Origin of the sequence: Variovorax gossypii, from assembly GCF_003965815.1 — a bacterium.
GTDB classification, from domain to species: domain Bacteria; phylum Pseudomonadota; class Gammaproteobacteria; order Burkholderiales; family Burkholderiaceae_C; genus Variovorax; species Variovorax gossypii.
In genome coordinates, this window is the sequence record NZ_RXOE01000001.1 from 127,682 (window position 1) to 148,067 (window position 20,386).

Annotated in this window: 18 protein-coding genes; 12 read left to right on the forward strand and 6 right to left on the reverse strand. The window is 68.2% G+C overall.

The genetic code is table 11. From position 1 onward, the window contains the following. Nucleotides 1–40: 40 nt before the first annotated feature. Together EJP69_RS00570 and EJP69_RS00575 are read right to left on the reverse strand one after the other, a co-directional pair. Nucleotides 41–1,483, reverse strand: a complete 1,443-nt coding sequence (locus tag EJP69_RS00570) for a sensor histidine kinase (RefSeq protein ID WP_126468403.1) — start codon at nt 1,481–1,483, stop codon at nt 41–43. A gap of 19 nt (nt 1,484–1,502) precedes the next feature. Further along, complete coding sequence (locus EJP69_RS00575; protein WP_093202666.1) at nt 1,503–2,186, reverse strand: response regulator transcription factor; 684 nt, start codon at nt 2,184–2,186, stop codon at nt 1,503–1,505. Between the two features lie 135 nt (nt 2,187–2,321). On the opposite strand from EJP69_RS00575, the gene EJP69_RS00580 reads away from it, so the two are divergent. The 4 genes from EJP69_RS00580 to EJP69_RS00595 all read left to right on the forward strand — a co-directional run bounded on the left by EJP69_RS00580 (nt 2,322) and on the right by EJP69_RS00595 (nt 5,939). Continuing rightward, nucleotides 2,322–3,281 (forward strand): tripartite tricarboxylate transporter substrate binding protein, encoded by a 960-nt coding sequence (locus EJP69_RS00580; protein ID WP_093202664.1) that lies wholly within the window; start codon nt 2,322–2,324, stop codon nt 3,279–3,281. Nucleotides 3,282–3,420: 139 nt separating this feature from the next. Beyond that, nucleotides 3,421–3,957, forward strand: a complete 537-nt coding sequence (locus tag EJP69_RS00585; protein ID WP_093202661.1) for a tripartite tricarboxylate transporter TctB family protein — start codon at nt 3,421–3,423, stop codon at nt 3,955–3,957. Between the two features lies 1 nt (nt 3,958). Beyond that, nucleotides 3,959–5,482, forward strand: coding sequence for a tripartite tricarboxylate transporter permease (locus EJP69_RS00590; protein WP_093202659.1), 1,524 nt, complete (start codon nt 3,959–3,961; stop codon nt 5,480–5,482). A 124-nt stretch (nt 5,483–5,606) separates the two neighbouring features. Continuing rightward, nucleotides 5,607–5,939, forward strand: a complete 333-nt coding sequence (locus EJP69_RS00595) for a DMT family transporter (RefSeq protein WP_126468404.1) — start codon at nt 5,607–5,609, stop codon at nt 5,937–5,939. Here the strand turns inward: EJP69_RS00595 and EJP69_RS00600 are convergent. Genes EJP69_RS00600 through EJP69_RS00615 form a run of 4 tightly spaced genes read right to left on the reverse strand, consistent with a single transcriptional unit; the run spans nt 5,936 to nt 12,491 of the window. Beyond that, entirely contained in the window at nt 5,936–9,055 is a 3,120-nt protein-coding gene (locus EJP69_RS00600) for an efflux RND transporter permease subunit (protein ID WP_126468405.1), read from the reverse strand. The genes EJP69_RS00595 and EJP69_RS00600 overlap by 4 nt on opposite strands. Nucleotides 9,056–9,088: 33 nt before the next feature. Continuing rightward, nucleotides 9,089–10,297 carry an efflux RND transporter periplasmic adaptor subunit gene (locus EJP69_RS00605; protein WP_126468406.1) on the reverse strand — a complete coding sequence of 403 codons (1,209 nt, stop codon included), beginning with the start codon at nt 10,295–10,297 and terminating at the stop codon, nt 9,089–9,091. After that, nucleotides 10,294–11,796: an efflux transporter outer membrane subunit gene (locus tag EJP69_RS00610; RefSeq protein WP_126468407.1), complete on the reverse strand. Its 1,503-nt coding sequence runs from the start codon at nt 11,794–11,796 to the stop codon at nt 10,294–10,296. Before EJP69_RS00610 ends, EJP69_RS00605 begins: the two co-directional genes overlap by 4 nt. Further along, nucleotides 11,793–12,491, reverse strand: a complete 699-nt coding sequence (locus EJP69_RS00615) for a TetR/AcrR family transcriptional regulator (protein ID WP_240651996.1) — start codon at nt 12,489–12,491, stop codon at nt 11,793–11,795. The genes EJP69_RS00610 and EJP69_RS00615 overlap by 4 nt, the downstream gene beginning before the upstream one ends. A gap of 169 nt (nt 12,492–12,660) precedes the next feature. Here EJP69_RS00615 and EJP69_RS00620 point away from each other — a divergent pair, with 169 nt between their 5' ends. The 8 genes from EJP69_RS00620 (at nt 12,661) to EJP69_RS00655 (ending at nt 20,386) form a co-directional block, all read left to right on the forward strand. After that, nucleotides 12,661–14,202, forward strand: a complete 1,542-nt coding sequence (locus tag EJP69_RS00620; RefSeq protein ID WP_093306425.1) for a sigma-54 interaction domain-containing protein — start codon at nt 12,661–12,663, stop codon at nt 14,200–14,202. A gap of 81 nt (nt 14,203–14,283) precedes the next feature. Next, on the forward strand, nt 14,284–14,622 hold the full coding sequence (locus tag EJP69_RS00625) for a hypothetical protein (RefSeq protein WP_126468409.1): 339 nt from the start codon (nt 14,284–14,286) through the stop codon (nt 14,620–14,622). Then, nucleotides 14,619–14,906 (forward strand): hypothetical protein, encoded by a 288-nt coding sequence (locus EJP69_RS00630; RefSeq protein ID WP_126468410.1) that lies wholly within the window; start codon nt 14,619–14,621, stop codon nt 14,904–14,906. The genes EJP69_RS00625 and EJP69_RS00630 overlap by 4 nt, the downstream gene beginning before the upstream one ends. Before the next feature lie 132 nt (nt 14,907–15,038). After that, nucleotides 15,039–16,226 (forward strand): substrate-binding domain-containing protein, encoded by a 1,188-nt coding sequence (locus EJP69_RS00635; RefSeq protein WP_093202639.1) that lies wholly within the window; start codon nt 15,039–15,041, stop codon nt 16,224–16,226. A gap of 189 nt (nt 16,227–16,415) precedes the next feature. Further along, nucleotides 16,416–17,867 carry an extracellular catalytic domain type 2 short-chain-length polyhydroxyalkanoate depolymerase gene (locus tag EJP69_RS00640; RefSeq protein ID WP_126468411.1) on the forward strand — a complete coding sequence of 484 codons (1,452 nt, stop codon included), beginning with the start codon at nt 16,416–16,418 and terminating at the stop codon, nt 17,865–17,867. Nucleotides 17,868–17,916: 49 nt separating this feature from the next. Beyond that, a complete protein-coding gene (locus EJP69_RS00645; protein WP_093202634.1) occupies nt 17,917–18,681 on the forward strand; it encodes an ABC transporter ATP-binding protein in 765 nt (254 codons plus the stop codon). Beyond that, the gene (locus EJP69_RS00650) at nt 18,678–19,406 is read left to right on the forward strand and encodes an ABC transporter ATP-binding protein (RefSeq protein WP_126468412.1); all 729 of its coding nucleotides are present in this window, start codon (nt 18,678–18,680) and stop codon (nt 19,404–19,406) included. Before EJP69_RS00645 ends, EJP69_RS00650 begins: the two co-directional genes overlap by 4 nt. Next, nucleotides 19,403–20,386: a branched-chain amino acid ABC transporter permease gene (locus tag EJP69_RS00655; protein WP_093202629.1), complete on the forward strand. Its 984-nt coding sequence runs from the start codon at nt 19,403–19,405 to the stop codon at nt 20,384–20,386. The genes EJP69_RS00650 and EJP69_RS00655 overlap by 4 nt, the downstream gene beginning before the upstream one ends.

Consider the following 20,386-nt stretch of genomic DNA (forward strand, 5'->3'; position numbering starts at 1 on the left):
GGGGAAGTGGAGATCAGGAATTGTGCCGCGAGACGGCCCGCTACAGCGACCGGCCCGGCGGCTGGTGCGGTGGCTGGTACAGCGGCAGACGCACGACCGCGTCCAGTCCGATCACGCGCTCGGCGCCGCCGGGCGCGCTCCGGTTGTCGAGGCTGACGCTTCCTCCCAGCGCCAGCACGATCTCGCGGCAGATCGCCAGGCCCAGCCCCGAGCCGCTCGACGTACTTCCCGCCGCGAAGGGCGCGAACAGGCACTGCCGCAGTTCGGGCGAGATGCCGGGGCCGCAGTCGCGCACGACGAGCACGGCGTCGGGGCCTTCCGCGCGCACAGCCACCGACAGCGCGGCGCCTGCCGGGCTCTGCTTGATCGCGTTGTGCAGCAGGTTGCGCGTGAGCTCCTGCAGCATCCACTGGTGGGCGCGCACCGGCACGGGCTCCTCGATGGCGAGCTCGAAGTCGAGCGCCTTGTCGGCCACCAGCGGCGACAGGTCGAGCGCGATGTTCCGCGCCACGTCGCCCAGGTCGAGCGTCACCGATTCCGGCTGCTGGCGCAGCTGTTCCACCTTGGCCAGCGACAGCATCTGGTTGGCGAGCGTGGTCGCGCGGTCCACGGTGCCGCTGATTTCGTCCAGCGCCTGTTCGGGCGCCACGTCGCCGCGCTGCGCCGACTGCACCTGCGCCTTCAGCACCGCCAGCGGCGTGCGCAGCTGGTGGGCGCTGTCGCGCACGAAGCGCTTCTGGTGGTCCAGCAGCCGCTGCAGCCGGCCCATGACCTGCGTGGTGGCATCGACCAGCGGGCGCAGCTCGCGCGGCGCGTCGGGTGCGTCGATGGGCGAGAAGTCGTCGGCCTGGCGCTTCTCGATGGCTTCGCCCAGTTCGCGCACCGGCCGCGTGGCGCGCTGCACCACGAACACCGTGACCAGCGCGATCACGCCCATCAACAGCAGCTGGCGCCACAGCATGTCGACCAGCAGCTTGCGCACGAGCGTCTCGCGCAGCTCCAGCGTCTCGGCCACCTGGACCACGGCCATGCCGCGGCCGGTCGCGCTCGCCACCGGCTGCAGCAGCACCGCCACGCGCACCGGCTGGTTGCGGAACTGCGCGTCGTAGAAGTCGACCAGCGCCGCATAGGCGCTGCGGTCCGGGATGCGACCGCGCCAGAAGGGCAGCTCGGCGAAGCCGGAGATCATCTCGCCGTCGAGTGCCGAGACCCGGTAGAAGAGACGGCTGCGGTTGTCGGCCTCGAATGCCTCCAGCGCGGAGTAGGGCACGATGGCCCGCAGCCGCGCCATGTCGTCGTAGCCCTCCACGTCGAGCTGCTCGCCGATGGTCTTGGCCGAGGCAAGCAGGGTGCGGTCGTAGGCCGTGGTGGCCGCCGCCAGGCTTTGGCGATACAGGCTCACGCTGTTGATCACGATGAACACGGCCACCGGCGCGAGGATGCCGAGCAGCAGCCGGGCACGCAACGAGATCGCACGGGTCATCGAACGGGCTTGCGGCGTGTCATGTCTCGGGGCGCAGGAGATAACCCAGCCCGCGCATCGTCATCAGCACGGCGCCGGTGCCCACCAGCTTCTTGCGCAGCCGGTACACCACCACCTCGATGGCCTCGTATTGCACGTCGGTCTCGCCCGGGAACACCAGCTCGAACAGGCGCTCCTTGGTCACGGCATGGCCCGGCTTCATCATCAGCGCCTTCAGCAGCGCCAGTTCGCGCGGCGTGAGTTCGAGCAGTTCGGCGCGGTTGTATATGGCACCGTTGTCGGGCTCGAAGCGCAGCCCGCCGATCTCCTGCGGGTTCAGCCCCGCGTCCTGTCCGGCAACGCCGTGGCTGCGGCGGCGCAGCGCGCGGATGCGGGCCTCGAGTTCGTCGAGGTCGAAGGGCTTGGGCAGGTAGTCGTCGGCGCCGGCGTTCAGGCCGACGATGCGGTCGCCGACGGTGCCGCGCGCCGTCAGCAGCAGCACCGGCGTGCGCAGGCCTTCGGCACGGGCCTGGGCCAGCACCTGCAGGCCGTCGACGTTGGGCAGGCTCAGGTCGAGGGCGACCACGTCGGGCTCGATGGCACGCCATTGCGCAACGGCCTCGGCGCCGTCGCCGCAGACGCGCACGTCGATCCGGCGGCGCCCGAGGGTGCGCTGCAGGGTGATTTGCATCGATGGGTCGTCTTCGACCAGCAGCAGCTTCATACGGTGGCGTCGGGGGTGCGTACTTTGGTGTTTTCCCCAGTCTGGCGGACAGCCAACTGACAGCGGGGCGGCGCATGATAGCGCTCAGCTAAAAGTCAGCTTCCTTTCAAATTCCTTCCAATCCAGGAGACACGCATGCGTCGCGACACCTTTCTGAAGTCACTGGCCGCACTGGCCGCCGCCGGGGCCCTGCCACTGTCCGCGCGGGCGGGCGCCAACGTCAAGATGATGATCCCGGCCAACCCGGGTGGCGGCTGGGACACCACCGGCCGCGCGCTGGGCAAGGCGCTGACGGACGCGAAGGTCGCCGACACCGTCACCTACGACAACAAGGGCGGCGCCGCCGGCGCGCTGGGCCTGGCCCAGTTCGTCAACGGCTCCAAGGGCGACGCCAACGCACTGATGGTCATGGGCTCGGTCATGCTGGGCGGCATCATCACCGGCAAGCCGCCGGTCAACCTGTCGCAGGCCACGCCCATCGCGCGCCTGACCACCGAATACAACGTGTTCGTGCTGCCGGCCAACTCGCCGTTCAAGTCCATGAAGGACGTGGTCGAGCAGCTCAAGAAGGACCCGGGCAGCGTCAAGTGGGGCGGCGGTTCGCGCGGATCCACCGAGCACATCGCCGCGGCCATGATCGCGCAGAAGGTCGGCGCCGATCCGTCCAAGATCAACTACGTCGCCTTCCGTGGGGGCGGTGAGGCCACCGCCGCCATCCTGGGCGGCAACGTCACCATCGGCGGCAGCGGCTACAGCGAGTTCGCCGAGTACATCGCCGCCGGCAAGATGAAGCCCATCGCCGTCACCTCCGCGCAGCGCCTGCCGGGCGTGAACGTGCCCACGCTGAAGGAGCAGGGCATCGACGTGGAGATCGGCAACTGGCGCGGCGTCTACGGCGCTCCCGGCATCTCGGCCGAGCAGCGCAAGGCGCTGACCGACATGGTGCTGGCCGCCATGAAGAGCTCGTCGTGGGCCGAATCGCTCAAGAAGAACGACTGGACGCCGGCCGTGCTGTCGGGCGAAGCCTTCGCCAAGTTCGTCGACGACGACTTCGCGAGCCTGCGCGCCATCATGACCAAGTCCGGCATGGTCTGAACAAGGCTCGCCCCCAGGCTGCGCGCACTTCGTGTCGCTTCGCCAACCCCCTACCGGGGGCAACACCTGAGGCCCGGCAGAGCCGGTTCCTCGGTGTTCCTCGAAGGGGCTCTCTTTCCCCTGAATGCGGGAGCAAAAAATGACAACTCCAGACTCCTCGGCCCCGCCGCAACCCGCGGTCACCTGGCCGCAAACCCTGGTCGGCATCGGCGTGCTGGTGACCGGCATTGCGCTGGCTTTCGGTGCCATCGGCATTTCTTCCGACGCGGGCTACGGCGGCGTCGGCCCCAACTTCCTGCCCTGGCTGGTGTCCGTGGTGCTCATGCTGTGCGGTGCCTGGATCCTGTGGGAGGCGCGCACCGGCGGCTTCCGCGAGCTCGACGCTCCCTCTGGCGCTGAGCATGCCTACTGGCCCGGTTTCATCTGGGTGTCGGCGGGCCTGCTGCTCAACGCGGCGCTCATCACCACGCTCGGCTTCATCCTGAGCTGCACGCTGTGCTACCTGCTGGCCGTGCAGGGGCTGCGCCGCGCGAGCGGGCAGGCCGGCGTGAACGCACCCCGCACCTGGGTGACCGATTTCGTCACCGGCGCAGTCATTTCCGCACCGGTGTTCTGGATGTTCACGCAATTCCTGGCCATCAACCTGCCTGGCCTGACCAACACCGGGTGGATCTGACATGGAAATCTTCAACGCACTCATGGCGGGCTTCGCGGCCGCCATCACCCCCGTCAATCTGCTCTGGTGCCTGGTCGGCTGTGCCCTGGGCACAGCCGTGGGCGTGCTGCCCGGCATCGGCCCGGCCGTGGCGGTGGCCATGCTGCTGCCCATCACGGGCAAGGTCGACATCACGGCCTCGATGATCTTCTTCTCGGGCATCTACTACGGCGCCATGTACGGTGGCTCGACCACTTCCATCCTGCTGAACACGCCCGGCGAAACCGCCAGCATGGTGACGGCGATGGAGGGCAACAAGATGGCCAAGAGCGGCCGCGCGGGCGCGGCGCTCGCAACGGCGGCCATCGGCTCCTTCGTGGCCGGCACCATCGCCACCGTCATCGTCACGCTGTTCGCGCCCTTCGTGGCCGACTTCGCGGTCAAGCTCGGTCCGCCGGAATACTTCCTGCTGATGCTGCTGGCCTTCACCACGGTGAGCGCGGTGCTCGGCAAGAGCACGCTGCGCGGCATGACGGCACTGTTCGTCGGCCTCGCGGCCGGCTGCATCGGCCTCGACCAGATCTCGGGCCAGGGCCGCTACACCGGCGGCATTCCCGAGCTGCTCGACGGCATCGAGATCGTGCTGGTGGCCGTGGGCCTGTTCGCCGTGGCCGAGGTGCTGTACGCCGTGCTGTACGAAGGCCGGGTGGTCGAGGGCCAGAACAAGCTCAGCCGTGTGCACATGACCAAGCGCGACTGGAAGCGCTCCATTCCCGCGTGGCTGCGCGGCACCGCCATCGGCACGCCCTTCGGCTGCATCCCGGCCGGCGGCACCGAGATCCCGACCTTCCTGAGCTACGCCACCGAGAAGAAGCTCGCGAAGGACGCTGAGGCCAAGGCCGAGTTCGGCACCACCGGCGCCATCGAAGGCGTGGCCGGCCCCGAGGCCGCCAACAACGCCACCGTGACGGCCGCGCTGATCCCGCTGCTCACGCTGGGCATTCCCACCTCGAACACCACCGCCATCCTGCTGGGCGCGTTCCAGAACTACGGCATCCAGCCGGGTCCGCAGCTTTTCACCACCTCGGCCGCGCTGGTGTGGGCGCTGATCGCGTCGCTGTACATCGGCAACGTGATGCTGCTGGTGCTGAACCTGCCGATGGTCGGCCTGTGGGTCAAGCTGCTGAAGATCCCGAAGCCCCAGCTCTACGCCGGCATCCTGATCTTCGCGACGGTGGGTGCCTACGGCATGCGCCAGAGCGCGTTCGACCTGTTCCTGCTGTACGCCATCGGCATCCTGGGCGTGGTGATGCGCCGCTTCGACTTCCCGACCGCTCCCGTGGTGGTCGGCATGATCCTCGGCCCGCTCGCCGAAGCGCAGCTGCGCAACGCGATGTCGATCGGCGAGGGCAGCGCGGCGGTGTTCTTCCAGCGCCCGATGTCGATCACGCTGATCGTCATCGTTGTGGCCGTGCTGATCCTCCCGCGCCTGGCCAAGCGCATGAGCGAACGCAAGCTGGCAAAGCTGGCGCAGATGGACGCCTGAGTCTTTTCTTCGTCATCATCGGGAAACCGGATGCTGTCAGCATCCGGTTTTTTCGTTTTTGGGTACCGCTTTTCCCCACACGCACTCTCCGCCCGGTACGGCGGGGAGTGCAGTGAGGTATTCAGTGAGTCCCCAGACCCTTGCCTGGCTCCTGCTCGCCGCGAGCGTCGCGGCGGAGGTTGCCGGCACCATGGCCCTTCGGTTTGCCGAGGGCTTCACCCGCCTTGTTCCCTCTGTCGTCACCGGCGCCTGCTATGCCGCCGCGATCTGGCTCATGTCGCTCGCGGTGCGCGAGCTCGGCGTGGGGTTGAGCTATGCGGTCTGGGCCGGCAGCGGCACGGTGCTGATCGCCGTGCTCGGCATGATCTGGCTCGGCGAGCCCGTCACGCTGCCGCGGATCGCCGGAGTGGCGGCGATCGTCGCGGGCGTGATCGTGCTCAACCTCGAGGCGCGCTAGCGGCTCGGTGCCGCGGGCGTCTCGACCAGGTCGTCGTCGATGTGCGGATCGGCCGGCTGCCCGCGCAGCCTGCGCACGGTGCGCCTGATCCAGTGCTCGATGTCGTCGATGTAGGTGAACACGGCCGGCACCACCAGCAGGCTCAGCACGGTGGAGGTGATCAGCCCGCCGATCACCGCCATCGCCATCGGCGAGCGGAAGCTCGAATCCGCCGTGCCGAAGCCCACCGCAATGGGCAGCATGCCCGCGCCCATGGCCAGCGTGGTCATGATGATGGGGCGCGCGCGCTTGTGGCAGGCGTCGCGCAGCGCGTCCCAGCGGTTCATGCCGTGGTCGCGTCGCGCCACGATGGCGTACTCCACCAGAAGAATGGAGTTCTTCGTGGCGATGCCCATCAGCATGATCAGCCCGATCAGCGAGGGCATCGACAGCGCCTTCTGCCCGATCAGCAGGCCCACGAAGGCGCCGCCCAGCGCGAGCGGCAGCGCGCACAGGATCGTCACCGGGTGCAGGAAGTCCTTGAACAGCAGCACCAGCACGATGTAGATGCACAGCACGCCGGTGAGCATGGCCAGGCCGAAGCTGGCGAACAGTTCGGTCATCACTTCCGCATCGCCCACTTCGGCGATGCGCACGCCTGGCGGCAGCTTCTCGATCGACGGCAGCTTCTGCACCGCGTCCTTCGCGTCGCCCAGGCCCACGCCCGAGAGTTCGATCTCGAAGTTCACGTTGCGCGAGCGGTCGTAGCGGTCGATCACGGCCGGGCCGCCTTCCATGCTCAGCGAGGCCACCTGGCTCAGCATGACCGGCCCGCGCGTGCCCGGTACCGACAGGCGCCCGAGCAGGTCGATGTCCTTGCGAGCCGAGTCCTCCAGCTTCACCACGATCGGCACCTGCCGCTGGGCCAGGTTGAGCTTGGCCAGCGACTGGTCGTAGTCGCCCAGCGTGGCCACGCGCAGCGTCTCGGCGATGGCGGAGCTGGTCACGCCCAGATCGGCGGCGCGCGCGAAGTCAGGGCGCACGGCGATCTCGGGGCGGATCAGGCTCGCGGTGGAGGTGATGTTGCCCAGGCCGGGAATGGTGCGCAGGTCCTTCTCGACCGCGCTCGCCGCGCTGGCCAGCGCCACCGGGTCTTCGCCCGTGAGCGCCAGGATGTACTTCTCGCCCGAGCCGCCCAGGCCCACCGTGCTGCGCACGCCGGGCAGCGTCTCGAGCGCCGCGCGGATCTGGTTCTCGATCACCTGCTTGCGCGGGCGGTCGCCGCGCGGGTCGAGCTTGATGGTGAGCGTGGCCTTGCGCGTCTCGGGCGTGCCGAAGTTCGCGAACGGGTCGCCGCCCGCGCTGCCGCCGGCCACCGTGGTGTAGACGCTCTTCACGTGCTGGATCTTCATCACGCGGTTGCGGGTTTCCTCCGCCGCCGCGGTGGTCTGCGCCAGCGTGGAGCCGGGCGCAAGCGAGAGATAGATCTGCGTCTGCGAGTTGTCGTCCGGCGGAATGAAGCCGGTCTTGAGCAGCGGGATCATCGCCAGCGAGCCGAAGAAGAAGAGGGTGGCCAGCACCATCGTCTTGAAGCGGTTGTGCGTGCTCCATTCCACGGCGCGCATGTACCAGCGCAGCCAGCCCGGCTCCTTCTCGGCGCCGACCACGGGCTTGAGCATGTAGGCCGCCATCATCGGCGTGAGCACGCGCGCCACCACCAGCGACGCGAACACCGCGAGCGAGGCCGTCCAGCCGAACTGCTTGAAGAACTTGCCGGCCACGCCGCTCATGAAGGCCGTGGGCAGGAACACCGCGATCAGCGTGAAGGTGGTGGCGATCACCGCCAGCCCGATCTCGTCGGCCGCCTCCATCGCCGCCTGGTAGGGCGTCTTGCCCATGCGCAGGTGGCGCACGATGTTCTCGACCTCCACGATGGCGTCGTCCACCAATATGCCCACCACCAGCGACAGCGCGAGCAGCGAGATCACGTTGACCGAGAAGCCCAGCAGGTGCATGCCGATGAAGGCGGGGATCACCGACATCGGCAGCGCGACGGCCGAGACGAAGGTGGCGCGCCAGTCGCGCAGGAACAGCCACACCACCACCACCGCCAGGATGGCGCCCTCGTACAGCAGGTGCAGCGAGCCGTTGTATTCCTCTTCCACCGGGTCGACGAAGTTGAAGGCCTCGGTCAGCTCGATGTCGGGGCGCGCGGCACGCATGTCGGCCAGCGCCTTCATGATGGCGTGGCCCACTTCGACCTCGCTGGCGCCGCGGCTGCGCGCCACTTCGAAGCCCACCACTGGCTTGCCGTTGAGCAGCGCGGCCGCGCGCGGCTCGGCGATGGTGTCGCTCACGCGTGCCACCTGGTCGAGGCGGATGCGGCGGCCGTCGCTCAGCACGATCTGCATGTCGGCGAGCTGGTCGGCCGACTTCACGGTGGCCATGGTGCGCACCGGCTGCTCGCTGCCGCCCAGGTCGAAGCGGCCGCCCGCGCTCTCGGTCTGCACCTGGCGCAGCTGGCGCGAGATGTCGGCGGCCGAGGCGCCCAGCGCCTGCAGCTTGCCCGGGTCTAGGTCGATGTGCACCTGGCGCGTGACGCCGCCCACGCGGTTCACGGCGCCCACGCCGGGCAGGGCGAGCAGCTTCTTGGTGACGTCGTTGTCGACGTACCAGCTCAGCGCCTCGGCATCCATGGCCGACGAGGCGATGGTGAAGGCCAGCACCGGCTGCGCCGCGAAGTCGAGCTTGGTGACCACCGGGTCGCGCACGTCGGCCGGCAGGTCGGCGCGCACGCGCTGCACGGCGGAGCGCACGTCGTCCACGGCTTCCTGCACGGGCTTCTCGAGGCGGAACTCGACGATCAGCGTGGCGGCGCCGTCCTGCACCTTGGTGGTGATGTGCTTCAGGCCCTGCACCGTGGCAATGGAGTTCTCGAGCTTGCGCGCGACGTCGGTCTCCAGCTGCGAAGGCGCGGCGCCGGGCAGCGAGGCCGAGACCGTGACGGTCGGCAGGTCGATGTCCGGAAAGTTCTGCACCTTCATCGCGTTGAACGACAGCAGCCCCCCGAAGGTGAGCAGCACGAACAGCATCACCGCCGGAATCGGGTTGCGTATGGACCAGGCGGAAACGTTCATGGGCGTGTTCCTTTGAATTTCTTCTGCCGTTGCTTACCGGGCGGTGGCGGCGGAGGCCGCGGACCTTGCCGGCTGCGCGGCGGCTGCGGCTGCGGGCGCGGGTGCATCCACCACGCGCACCAGGTCGCCGTCGTTGAGGAAGCCCGCGCCCTGCACGATCACCTGGGCGCCGTCGGGCAGCGCGCTGGTGATCTCGATGCGGTCGTTCAGGCGCCGGCCGGTCTGCACCTTCAGCTGCGACACCTTGTTGTCGGGCTTCAGCAGGAAGACGTTGTTGAAGCCGTCGCGCGGCACGATGGAGCTCTGCGGCACCGTCGGCGCGGTGCTGCGGCCCAGTTCGAAGTCGCCGCGCGCGAACATGCCGGCCTTGATGCCGGTGTTCTGCTGCACGTTGGGCAGGTCGACGTACACCAGCGCCGCGCGCGTCTGCGGATCGACCGTGGGCGCGACGCTGCGCACCTTGCCGCGCACCTGCGCGCCGCTGGCGCTGACCACGAAGGCGGTGGTACCCACGGCAACGCGGCTGAGCTCGGCCGAGGTCACTTCGGCGCGCCATTCGAGGCGGCCCTGGCGGATCAGGCGGAACAGCTCGGTGCCGGCCGACACCACGCTGCCCACCGTGGCGGTGCGCGCGGAGATCACGCCGTCGTCGGGCGCCAGCACCTGCGTGTTGCGCCCGCGCACCTGCTGCGCGGCCAGCACGGCCTCGGCAGCTTCCACGCGTGCCTTGGCGGTCTGCTCGGTGGTCTGGTACTGGTTGATCTGCTGCTGGCTCAGCGCGCCGGTGGCCTGCAGCGTGCGCGCACGCGCGGCGTTGCCCGCCGCGTCGGCCGCGGTGGCGCGGGCTTCGGCCAGCGAGGCGCGCGCCTGCGCGATGTCGGCCTGCACCGTCTCGGGCGAGAACACTGCCAGCACCTGGCCCTTCTTCACCAGGTCGCCCACGTTCACGCGCACTTCAGCCAGCTTCAGGCCGTTGGACTCCGAGCCGACCACGGCCTCCTGCCAGGCGGCCACGTTGCCGTTGGCCGCGAGCGTGAGCATCAGCTCGGTGGCCTCTGGCCTGGCGACGGTGACGGTCAGCGCGGGCTTGGGCGAGGCGGCGCCGTCCTTGGCCTTGGCTGCCGCTGCGGGTTCGGCGGTCTTGTCCGCCGGCTTGCCGCGTGTCATGAAGAAGACCGCGGCGATGACGACGACCAGCGCGGCCAGCGCGATGGCGAGGGTGGAACGCTTCATTGTTTTCATGGCGACGTCGCGACCTTGGCGGTCGGTGTGGTGGTCATTGAGGTCGATTCGGAAGAGGAGGGGGCCGCGGCGGACTGGCGGTTCCAGCCGCCGCCCATCGAGCGGTACAGCGCCACCCATGCCTCGGTGCGCTCGCGCTGCAGCGTCACGCGCGCGGTCTGCGCGGTGAACAGCGTGCGGCGCGAATCCTCCAGCTCGAACAGGCTGGCGAGGCCGCTGCTGTAGCGCGCCTGCGTGGCATCGAAGGAGGCCTGGTAGTTCTTCACCGCGGCATCGGCGTCGGCAGTGCGGGTGTTGGTCGCGTCGAGGTTGACCAGCGCCTCCTCGACTTCGCGCACCGCCTGGCGCACGTTGGCCCGGTAGAGCGACACGGCCTCGGCGTAGCGCGCCTTGGCCGCGTCGGCATTCGCCTTGCGCGAGCCGCCGTCCAGCAGCGGCACGGTCAGCGCAATCGGGCCCACCGTCCAGGTTTCGAGCGACTGGTGCACGCCGCTCACGCGGTACTGCGTGCGGCCGATGGAGCCCGACACCGTGAGCTTGGGATAGCGCTCGGCCTCGGCCGAGCCCACGTCGGCGCTGGCCGAAGCCACGCCGAGTTCGGCCGCGTACACGTCGGGGCGCTGCGAGATCGCCTCGGCAGGCACGCTGGCGATGCTGCCCACTGCCGGCAGCGAGCGCTGCGCCGGCGCGGCCGCGAGCTTCTGCTCGAGCGTGGTCTCGTCGATGCCGCTGAGCGCCACCAGCGCCTTGCGCTGCACCGCGCACTGGGCGCGCTGCTGCGTGAGACGGCCCGATGCGTCGGAGGCGCTGGCGCGGGCGAGCGCTGCGTCCGCGGGTGCCGTGAAGCCGGCCCTGGCTGACAGATCGGTGAGCCGCGATGTCTCGGCGCGCGAGCGTGCGTCCGACTCGGACACGCGCAGCTGCTGCTGGCAGGCGCGCTCTGCGAAATAGGCGTTGGCCGTTTCTGCCGCCACGGCCACGCGGGCGTCGTGCCACTTGGCATTGGCGCTGCTCTGCTTGGCCTCGGCGGAATCGCGATCGGCGCGCAGGCGGCCGAACAGGTCGGCCTCCCACTTCGATTGCAGGCCGGCCTGCAGCGTGGTGATCGGCGTGCTGCTCGAGAGTCCGCTTCCGCTGCCCGAGCTTCCGCTGGACAGCCCCACGGGGCCGCGGCTGGCCGATGCGGTGCCGTCGAGGCTCGGCAGCAGTGCGGCGCCGGCCTGCACGCGCGTGAAGCGTGCCTCGGCCACGCGTGCCGCGGCGCTCGCGACGTTGGGGCTCGCGGCCTCGGCGGCGGCGATCAGCTCGACCAGCAGCGGATCGTCGAGCTGGCTCCACCAGTCGGCCAGCGAGGCCAGCGAGCCGCCGTGGGGCAGGGGCGCGTGCCATTGCGCGGGCACAGGCGCCTCGACCTGCGCGGGCGGACGCGTCAGCGCGCAGCCCGAGAGGCCGATGCCCAGGCAGAGGGCAGCCAGCAATTCGAGTCGGAGTTTGCTCATTGTTTCTTCTGCTTTCTCTCGGTGCGCCGGCGGGTCGCCTCGACCTCGACCAGCGCCAGCGCATAGGCAGTGAGGCGATCGGCCCAGGCGTCGATGGCGCGCGGCGTGCGCAGCAGCGAAGGGCGGATGGCCTCGATGAAGTCCTGGCTCACGTAGAGCTGCATCGACAGCCCGGTGATCGCGAAGGTCAGGCGGTGGATGTCGTCGTCGGCCCGCTCCACCTTCAGGTGGCGGCACAGCAGGTCGGCGATGGCGCGATGCGGCCCCTTGATGTCGCGCTCCAGCTCCTCGGCCCAGCGGCTGGTGGGTTCCAGCATCTCGCGCATGTGCAGCTGGATGCACTGGCGCACGATCTCGCCCTGCTTGAGCGGGTCGATCATCGACACCATGCAGGTGCGCAGCGTCTCCTCGAGCGACTGGCCGGGCGCGTTGCAGGCGGCGATGAGGTCGCTGGAGTCGCCGCCCATCGGCTCGCTGAAGGTGGCCGCGTACAGCCCCTCCTTGTCGCCGAAGTAGTAGCTGATGGCCGAGATGTTGACCTCGGCCTCGCGGGCGATCTCGCGCGTGGAGGTCTTGGCGAACCCCTTCTGCGCGAAGAGCCGCAGCGCGGTGTGGAGCAGCCGGTGGCGTGCCTCGGCGCCGTCTGCGCGCGGTGCGCGGCGAGGTGCCTGGGTGATCGGATCTCTCGCATTCATGGCCGGCATTAGACCATGTACGAAATCAAACGTTTGATTTACTTAACGTTTGCTGAAGGGTCTTCCGGAAAGCCGAGGAACCTGAGCGCTTGCTGAAGGCGAGGGGTGCCGGACCGGCCCTGCATCGGCTTCGCAACGGCTCCGTACCGGGGCGCGCTACGATCCCGCCATGCCCGCCGCTCCCTCTACCGCAACGCCCTCGCTGCCGCTGGACGCAGAAGGAATTCTCGCGCTTGCCGCGCGCTCGATGTTTCATTTGTTTTCGAGCATCAGCCAGGGCATGTTCCTGGTCGACAGCACCGGACGCATCGTGTGGGTGAACGAGGGCTACCGGCGCTTCCTGCCGGCGCTGGGCTTCTCGTCCATCGACGAGTTCATGGGTCACATGGTGGAGGACGTGATCCCCAACACCCAGATGCGGCGCGTGCTCGAGACCGGCGAGCCCATACTGGTCGACCTGCTGACCAACAAGGCCGGCACCTTCGTCGTGAGCCGCATCCCGCTGCGCGAGGAGCCGGCGGGCGGCGAGGGCGGCATGGGCAAGGTCATCGGCGCCATCGGCATCGTGCTGTTCGACCAGCCCGAGACCACGCTGCAGCCGCTCATCAGCAAGTTCGCGCTGCTGCAGCGAGACCTCGACGATGCGCGGCGCGAGCTCGCGAGCCAGCGCAACAACCCGCTCTACCAGCATGCTGCCGACGGGCAGCGGCGTTCCAAGTACACCTTCGCGAGCTTCATCGGCAGCAGCCCCGCCGCGGTGGAGGTGAAACGGCATGCGCGGCGCGCGGCGCAGTCGACCAGCCCCGTGCTGCTGCTGGGCGAGACCGGCACCGGCAAGGAACTGCTGGCGCATGCCATTCATGCCTCGTCCGCGCGCGCCAGGGGCCAGTTCGTCAGCGTGAACATCGCGGCCGTGCCCGACACGCTGCTCGAAGCAGAGTTCTTCGGCTTCGCGCCCGGCGCCTTCACCGGCGCCGACCGCAAGGGCCGCGAAGGCAAGTTCAAGCTGGCCGACGGCGGCAGCCTGTTCCTCGACGAGATCGGCGACATGCCGCTGGGCCTGCAGGCCAAGCTGCTGCGAGCGCTGCAGGAAGGCGAGATCGAACCGCTGGGCTCCAACAAGCTCGTGCCCTTCGACGCGCGCGTGATCGCCGCCACCTCGCGCGACCTGCCCGAACTCGTGCGGCGCGGCCAGTTCCGCGAAGACCTGTACTACCGCCTCAACGTGCTGCCGCTGCGCGTGCCGCCGCTGCGCGAGCGGCGCGCCGACATCCCCGCGCTGGTCGAGGCACTGGGTGAAGACATGGCGCTGCGCAGCGGCGAGGCTCCGCCCGAGCTGACACCCGACGCGCTCGCACTGCTGGCGGGCCAGCACTGGCGCGGAAACATCCGCGAGCTGCGCAACGTGCTGGAGCAGGTGACCATGCGAAGCGACTCGCAGCGCATCGACGCCGTGCAGCTCGAACGCATCCTGCGCGAGGCCGGGCTGGAGCAGATCGAGCTGCCGGCCACTTTGCAGAGCGCGCACGATGCGGACGAAGAAGCGGCCTTGCTGCGCCCGCTGGCTCAGCAGGTGGCCGAACTGGAGCGTAGGGCGATCGCGGCGGCGCTGGCCTCCACCGGCGGCAACAAGCTGGCGACGGCGCGGCTGCTCGGGATTTCGCGTGCGACCCTGTACGAGCGGATGACGAGCCAGGAGCGGTCGGCGTGAGTCCGTTGCTCGCCATGCGCCAGTCCTGACGTGTGCAGGTCGGGCGATACTCGCCGCCCGAACAAACGTCGCCGGAATCCGATGAACAAAGCCTTCTCCCGAACAGTCGCGGGTGTCGCCCTCTACGCTGCCGTTGCCAGCTTCGCCAACGCCGCACCCCAGTGCTCCAGCGACGCAGTCGTCCGCGCGAAAAAGCTCCTGACCTTCCATTTCGGCGAAGACGACCGCATCAGCATCAGTCCCGACGTGAAGGAGCTGCCGTCCATCCGCAATCCCGCGAACAGCAAGCAGCAGTTCAAGGTGCTCGAGGTCTGGGGATCGATCTACAAGGGCAACTATCGGATGAGGCTGATCTACTTCGTGTCGGGTGCCGACTGCACGCTGATGGGCCAGGAAGTCCTGGAGTACGCGAGCCTGTGAGCATCAAGGCGCTGCGCTCCACCTTCGGGCCGAACTGCCATTGGTGCGGCCTGCCCATGGATTTCGACGAGCCCGCGGGGCGGCCGGAGTCCGCCACCATCGAGCATCTCGTCGACTCGACCTTCGGCGGCATTCGCTCGTCGAAACACCGTCGGCTGGCGCACGCGGCGTGCAACCATGCGCGCAACGAGTTCCGCATGCAGGCCGAGCGCCAGTTCGAGCAATGGATCGCGCAGCGCCGAGTCTCCGAGAAAACCCTGACTGAAAATCAGACAAATGTTTGAAATTCAGGCAATGCAAGTGTTCTGAATTCAGCCTGACGGCGTTTCTCCCGAATGAAGAAACGTTTGTTATCAATGGCTTAGAGGATGGCACGGAGTGTGCAATATTCAGGCACCTTTTTCAGGAGACAAAGAATGAACCGTCGCCACCTCGTCGCGCTGGCAGCGCTCGCCACCTGTGCCGCAGCCGCCCCGGCATGGGCCCAGTCCAACGAAATCCGCATCGCCCACATCTACAGCAAGACCGGCGCGCTGGAGGCCTACGGCAAGCAGACCCAGACCGGCTTCATGATGGGCCTGGACTACGCCACCGGCGGCACGATGACGATCAACGGCAAGAAGCTCGTGGTCATCGAGAAGGACGACCAGGGCAAGCCCGACCTCGGCAAGTCGCTGCTGGCAGCCGCGTATTCCGACGACAAGGCCGCGCTGGCCGTCGGCCCGACCGCCTCGGGCGTCGCGCTCGCGATGCTGCCCGTGGCCGAGGAATACAAGAAGATCCTGATCGTCGAGCCCGCCGTGGCCGATTCGATCACCGGCGACAAGTGGAACAAGTACATCTTCCGCACCGGCCGCAATTCGAGCCAGGACGCGATCTCCAATGCGGTGGCCGTCGACAAGCCCGGCGTGACCGTCGCCACGCTGGCGCAGGACAACGCCTTCGGCCGCGACGGCGTGAAGGCCTTCGGCGCCGCGCTCAAGAAGGCCAAGCTGGTCCACGAGGAATACCTGCCGCCCACCACCACCGACTTCACGGCCGGCGCGCAGCGCCTGATCGACAAGCTGAAGGATCAGCCGGGCCGCAAGATCATCTGGATCGTCTGGGCCGGCGCGGGCAACCCGTTCAAGATCGTCGACCTCGACCTCAAGCGCTATGGCATCGAGATCGCCACCGGCGGCAACATCCTGCCGGCCATGGCCGCCTACAAGGCGCTGCCGGGCATGGAGGGCGCTGCCTACTACTACTTCGGCATTCCGAAGAACCCGGTGAACGAGGCGATGGTGTCGGCGCACTACAAGGAATTCAAGACGCCGCCGGACTTCTTCACGGCCGGCGGCTTCTCCGCCGCGATGGCGGTAGTGACGGCGCTGAAGAAGACCAACGGCGACACCAACACCAACAAGCTCATCAGCACCATGGAAGGCATGAGTTTCGACACCCCCAAGGGCAAGATGACCTTCCGCAAGGAAGACCACCAGGCGATGCAGTCGATGTACCACTTCAAGATCAAGGTCGACCCGGCGTTCGCCTGGGGCGTGCCCGAGCTGGTGCACGAGATCAAGCCTGAAGAGATGGACATCCCCATCAAGAACAAGCGCTGAGCACCACGGCGTAGATCGTTCCCCTGACCCGCGCGGCGCCCGAGGAGCGCCGCCCGTTTTTCGCCCCGGATGGCCGCCGGGCGAAGCGCCAGCCTGCGCCTTTTCGCGGCGGCGTGTTGTTCCCGCGGCCGATTCGATTCGTCAGTCAGCAAAGCAAGCGTTCGATACCCACAACACAAGGAGACAGCGATGCCAGCGATGAAATGGAAGAACTGGAAGGGACTTGCCGCGGCCGCGGCAATGACGGTGGCGGCGCACGCCGCGCAGGCGGCGGTGCCGCTGCCTGCGCTCGGCGCCAACCCGGCGGAGGTGAGCGTGTCGGGCCTGTCGGCCGGCGGCTTCATGGCGGTGCAACTGCACGTGGCCTATTCGGCCACCTTCAAGCGCGGCGCCGGCGTGGTGGCGGGCGGCCCGTACTACTGCGCCGAGGGTTCTGTGGTCAACGCAACGGGGCGCTGCATGACGCACAGCACCAGCATCCCGGTGTCCTCGCTCGTGAGCACCACCAACAGCTGGGCCGCCAGCGGCGCGATCGACCCGGTGTCGAACATGAGCAACTCCAAGGTGTACATGTTCTCGGGCACCTCGGACAACACAGTCAAGCAGCCGGTGATGGACGACCTCAAGACCTACTACCAGAGCTTCGTGCCCGCGGCCAACGTCGTCTACAAGAACAACATCGGCGCGGGCCACGCGATGGTCACCGACGACTACGGCAGCGCCTGCAGCACCACGGCCGCCCCGTACATCAACAACTGCGGCTTCGACCTCGCGGGCGAGATCCTCACGCAGCTCTACGGCCCGCTGAACCCGCGCAACAACGGCACGCTCGGCGGCACCTTCACCGAGTTCAACCAGTCTGAATTCATCAGCGGCCACGGCATGGCCGCCACCGGCTGGATCTACGTGCCGCAGGCCTGCACGACCACCTCGTGCCGCGTGCACCTGGTGCTGCACGGCTGCAAGCAGAACTACACCGACGTGAGCGACCAGTACGTGAAGAAGACCGGCTACAACCGCTGGGCCGACACCAACAACATCGTGCTGATCTACCCGCAGACCAGCACGGCGGCCACCAACAGCTGCTGGGACTGGTGGGGTTACGACAACGCCAACTACGCGAAGAAGTCAGGCCCCCAGATGGCGGCGATGAAGGCGATGATCGACCGCGTCACCGGCTCCTCGGGCGGCAGCGGTCTTCCGGCGCCCACCGGCGTGGGCACCTCGGGCGCCACCGCCAGCAGCATGGTGATCGCCTGGAACGCCGTGAGCGGCGCCAGCGGCTACAACGTGTACCGCGGCGGCAGCAAGGTCAACGCCTCGCCGGTGACTGCCACCAGCTACACCGACAGCGGCCTGGCCGCGTCGACCACCTACAGCTGGACCGTGGCCGCGCTGAACGCGAGCAACGTCGAAGGCACCATGTCGTCGGCCGCCACCGGCACCACCACCGGGGGCGGCAGCGGCGGCACCTGCTATACCGCCAGCAACTACACGCACACCATCGCCGGGCGTGCCTATGCCTTGTACGGCCTGACCTATGCGTACGGCTCGAACCAGTCGATGGGCTTGTGGAACATCTACGTGACGACCACGCTGAAGCAGACGGGCCCCAACTACTACGTGATCGGCACCTGTTGAGGCAGGCCGGTCTTCATTCCTGTTTTCCGATTCGCAATGACCAACAACGATGCTTGAGACCCGAGATCTGACCATCCGCTTCGGTGGGCACGTGGCCGTCAACAGCGTGAGCTGCGCTTTCGCGCCGGGCACGCTGACGGCCATCGTCGGCCCCAACGGCGCGGGCAAGACCACTTATTTCAACCTGATCTCGGGCCAGCTCAAGGCGAGCGCGGGCACCGTGTCGCTCGACGGGCATTCGTTGTCGGGCCTGTCCCCCTCCGCGCGCACGCACGCGGGGCTGGGGCGGGCTTTCCAGCTCACCAATCTCTTTCCGAACCTCACGGTGCTGGAGAACGTGCGCCTCGCGGTGCAGGCCACGCGCGATGGCGCGCACCGGCGCGGGCTCAACCTGTGGAGCATCTGGAGCGACCACAAGGCGCTGACCGAGCGCGCCGACCAGATCCTGGCCGAGGTGGCGCTCAAATCGCGCGAGCACGCCACTGTGGCGAGCCTGCCGCACGGCGACCAGCGCAAGCTCGAGGTGGCGCTGCTGATGGCGCTGGAGCCCAAGGTCTTCATGTTCGACGAGCCCACGGCCGGCATGAACGCGGCCGAGGCGCCCGTCATCCTCGACCTGATCCGCAAGCTCAAGAAGGACAAGACCAAGACTATCCTGCTGGTCGAGCACAAGATGGACGTGGTGCGCGAACTTGCCGACCGCATCATCGTGCTGCACAACGGCACGCTGGTTGCCGACGGCGAACCGGCCGAGGTGATCGCCTCGCCGGTGGTGCAGGAGGCCTACCTAGGCGTATCTAAGGAGGCCGCATGAGCACGAAAAATCTGCTGAGCCTCGAGGGCGTGCACACGCACATCGGGGCGTATCACATCCTCCACGGCGTCGACCTCGCCGTGCCGCGCGGCCAGCTCACCATGCTGCTGGGCCGCAACGGCGCGGGCAAGACGACCACACTGCGAACCATCATGGGCCTGTGGCATGCATCGCAGGGCAGGGTGCGCTTCGGCGAGAAAGAAATCACCGCCCAGCACACGCCGCAGATCGCCGGCCTGGGCATTGCCTACGTGCCCGAGAACATGGGCATCTTCTCCGACCTCACAGTGAAGGAAAACATGCTGCTGGCCGCGCGCGGCGCGAAGAACGCGGCGCAGATCGACGACACGCGGCTGAAGTGGATCTTCAAGCTCTTTCCCGCGGTCGAGAAGTTCTGGAACCACCCGGCGGGCAAGCTCTCGGGCGGGCAGAAGCAGATGCTGGCCGTCTCGCGCGCCATCGTGGAGCCGCGCGAGCTGCTCATCATCGACGAGCCCAGCAAGGGCCTGGCGCCCGTGATGATCAACAACATGATCGACGCCTTCGCCGAGCTCAAGCGCAGCGGCGTGACCATCCTGCTGGTGGAGCAGAACATCAACTTCGCCCAGCGACTGGGCGACACCGTCGCGGTGATGGACAACGGCCGCGTGGTGCACGCCGGCTCCATGGCGGAGTTCTCCGCCGACGCGCAACTTCAGCAATCGCTGCTCGGACTGGCTCTATGAAGAAACTCGAATTCGACTGGCGGCCGCTGCTGCTCGCACCGGTGCTCGCGCTGGTCGCGCTGCCGCTGACCGGCTCCTTCTCCACCTGGCTCACGCTCACCGTGGCGGGGCTGGCCATGGGCATGATCATCTTCATCATCGCCTCGGGCCTCACGCTGGTGTTCGGCCTGATGGACGTGCTGAACTTCGGCCACGGCGTGTTCATCGCGCTCGGCGCTTTCGTGGCGAGCAGCGTGCTCGGCCTGATGGGCGACTGGACCGGCTCGGGCGAGCTGTGGCGCAACCTCGTGGCGGTGTTCCCGGCGATGCTGGTCGCGATGGCCGTGGCCGGCGCAGTGGGGCTGGCCTTCGAGCGCTTCATCGTGCGGCCCGTGTACGGCCAGCACCTGAAGCAGATTCTCATCACCATGGGCGGCATGATCATCGGCGAGGAGCTCATCAAGGTGATCTGGGGCCCGGCGCAGATTCCGCTGCCGCTGCCCGAGGCGCTGCGCGGCTCGCTGCTGGTGGGCGATGCGGCCATCAGCAAGTACCGCCTGCTCGCGGTGGCCGTGGGCGCCGTCGTCTTCGGCGTGCTGGCGTGGACGCTGGGCCGCACCAAGATCGGCCTGCTCATCCGCGCCGGCGTGCAGGACCGCGAGATGGTCGAGTCGCTGGGCTACCGCATCGGGCGCCTGTTCGTCGGCGTGTTCGTGGTCGGCAGCGCACTGGCCGGCCTGGGCGGCGTGATGTGGGGGCTGTTCCAGCAGAACCTGGTGCCGCAGATGGGCGCGCAGGTCAACGTGCTGATCTTCATCGTCATCATCATCGGCGGGCTGGGCTCGACGGGCGGGGCGCTCATCGGCGCGCTGCTGGTGGGGCTGATGACCAACTACGTGGGCTTCCTGCTGCCCACGCTCACGCAGTTCGCGAGCATCTTCCTGATGGTGGCCGTGCTGCTGTGGCGCCCGCAGGGCGTGTACCCGGTGGCCAACCGCTGA